2 protein-coding genes and 1 pseudogene are annotated in these 2,462 nt (G+C 66.7%); 1 reads left to right on the top strand and 2 read right to left on the bottom strand.

What is annotated here, in order from left to right; genetic code table 11:
* A partial coding sequence (gene sucD, locus G6028_RS04240) for a succinate--CoA ligase subunit alpha (RefSeq protein ID WP_182658145.1) occupies window positions 1-797 on the bottom strand: 797 nt, incomplete at its 3' end.
* Window positions 798-818: 21 nt separating this feature from the next.
* Window positions 819-1,985, bottom strand: coding sequence for an ADP-forming succinate--CoA ligase subunit beta (gene sucC, locus G6028_RS04235; RefSeq protein WP_182615772.1), 1,167 nt, complete (start codon window positions 1,983-1,985; stop codon window positions 819-821).
* A 272-nt stretch (window positions 1,986-2,257) separates the two neighbouring features.
* On the opposite strand from sucC, the pseudogene G6028_RS18170 reads away from it, so the two are divergent.
* Window positions 2,258-2,462 (top strand): annotated as a pseudogene (locus G6028_RS18170) (hypothetical protein); the annotation flags it as partial.

The raw sequence follows: 2,462 nt of genomic DNA, 5'->3' as shown, positions 1-2,462 counted from the left end.
CCCGCGGAGCCCGACACGATGGCGCCGGCGTGGCCCATGGTCTTGCCCTCGGGAGCCGTGAAGCCCGCCACGTAGCCGACGACCGGCTTGGTGACGTTGGCCTTGATGTAATCGGCCGCGCGCTCCTCGGCGTCGCCGCCGATCTCGCCGATCATCACGATGACCTTGGTCTCCGGGTCGTTCTCGAAGGCCTCGATGCAGTCGATGTGCGTGGTGCCGATGATCGGGTCGCCGCCGATACCGATGGCGGTCGAGAAGCCGTAGTCGGCCAGCTCGTACATCATCTGGTAGGTCAGGGTGCCCGACTTGGACACGAGTCCGATCGGGCCCTTGCCGGCGATGTTGGCCGGCGTGATGCCGACCAGCGACTCGCCCGGCGTGATGATGCCCGGGCAGTTGGGGCCGATGATGCGGGTCTTGTTGCCCTTGGACACGTTGTAGTTCCACGCGTCGGCGGTGTCCAGGACCGGGGCGCCCTCGGTGATGACCACGGCCAGCGGGATCTCCGCGTCGATGGCCTCGATGATGGCGTCCTTGGTGAACGGCGGCGGGACGAAGAGGATCGTCACGTCGGCACCGGTGGCCTCCATGGCCTCGGAAACGCTGCCGAACACGGGGAGCTCGACGTCGTTGCCGTCGGCGTCCTTGTGGGCCACGGTGGTGCCGGCCTTGCGGGCGTTGACGCCACCGACGACCTGGGTCCCGGCCGCGAGCATGCGGGCGGTGTGCTTGGTGCCCTCGCCGCCGGTGATGCCCTGGACGATGACCTTGCTGCCTGAGTTGAGGAAGATCGACATATCTGGTTGTTCCTACTCTTCCTACTTGGAGGCCAGCTCGGCGGCCTTGTCGGCGCCGGAGTCCATGTTGTCGGCCAGGGTCACGAGCGGGTGATTGGCGTCGGCGAGGATCTTGCGACCCTCCTCGACGTTGTTGCCGTCCAGGCGGACGACCAGCGGCTTGTTGGCCTCGTCGCCCAGCATCTCCAGGGCCTTGACGATGCCGTTGGCCACCGCGTCACAGGCGGTGATGCCGCCGAACACGTTGACGAAGACGCTCTTGACCTGCTCGTCGCCGAGGATCACGTCGAGCCCGTTGGCCATGACCTCGGCCGAGGCGCCGCCGCCGATGTCGAGGAAGTTGGCGGGCTTGACTCCACCGTGGTTCTCGCCCGCGTAGGCGACGACGTCGAGCGTGGACATGACCAGCCCGGCGCCGTTGCCGATGATGCCGACCTGGCCGTCGAGCTTGACGTAGTTGAGGTCGTTCTCCGCGGCCTTCTGCTCGAGGGGATCAGTCGTGCCGGCGTCGGCGAAGTCCGCGAACATCTCCTTGTGACGGAACTCGGCGTTCTCGTCCAGGGTGACCTTGCCGTCCAGCGCGAGGATCTCGTCGTTCGGGGTGCGGACGAGCGGGTTGACCTCGACGAGGGTGGCGTCCTCGTTGACGAACACCTCGTACAGCTTCGCGATCGTCACGGCGGCCGCGTCCAGCACCTCCTCGGGGAGGTGGCCGGCGGCCGCGATCTCGCGCGCCTTGGCCACGTCGACACCGACGGTGGGGTCGATGTTGATCCGCGCGAGGCGGTCCGGGGACTCCTCGGCGACCTGCTCGATCTCCACGCCGCCCTCGACCGAACACATGGCGAGGTAGTTGCGGTTGGAACGATCGAGGACGAAGGAGATGTAGTACTCCTCCGCGATGTCGCTGGCCTCGGCCACGAGGAGCTTCTTGACGATGTGGCCCTTGATGTCCAGGCCAAGGATGTCCTCGGCCCGCGCACGCGCTTCGGTGGCGTCCTCCGCCAGCTTCACGCCGCCGGCCTTGCCACGGCCTCCGACCTTGACCTGCGCCTTGACGACGACAGGCTTGCCGATCTCGGCCGCGACCTTCTCGGCTTCCTCCGCGGTATCCGCGACGCGCCCCGGGGTGGTGGGGACGTCATGCTTCGCGAAAAGAGCCTTTGCCTGGTATTCAAAGAGATCCATCAGCTCACCATCTTGACGTGGGTAGATTCGCCCGGCCCTGTTGAAAGCCGAGTCAACCCTCATCCTAAGCGGCCAGTGTGTCGCCCGTCGCACCCTGGGGGTAGACGTGTGCGTCGGGTCACAGATCCCCGGGGGTGAGAAGCCGCTCGAGCCGCCACTCGCGACACTTCAATCAACTTCATACCCCTCGACCACTGGAGTCACATCAGTGTGATCCACCCCTCCCCATCGGACGGCCCGTTACCTTGCGACACCGTTGCCGATCCGTTACTTTGGGGGACGTCTTGGTCACGGAAAGATCACAGCACGACCTCAGAGGGGAAACGCCACCGGTGAAGAACGAGTCGCAGCACGTACCACCAGCGACTCCTGTCGTCGTACCCGCCTCCGGAGCACACGGCGGGGGACGTCACCGCCTCCCCGCTCCCCCGCACGCACTGCGCGGCCGCGCGGCCGTCCTGGCCGTCGCCGCCGGCG

This window comes from Dietzia cercidiphylli, from assembly GCF_014145145.1.
Classification (GTDB): domain Bacteria; phylum Actinomycetota; class Actinomycetes; order Mycobacteriales; family Mycobacteriaceae; genus Dietzia; species Dietzia natronolimnaea.
Note: the sequence above shows the minus strand (reverse complement) of the source record. Positions and strands in the feature narration are given on the sequence as shown.

Coding starts and splice junctions, on each gene's coding strand:
- sucC (WP_182615772.1), bottom strand. CDS start 1,985: ATGGATCTCTTTGAATACCAGGCAAAGGCTCTTTTCGCGAAGCATGAC.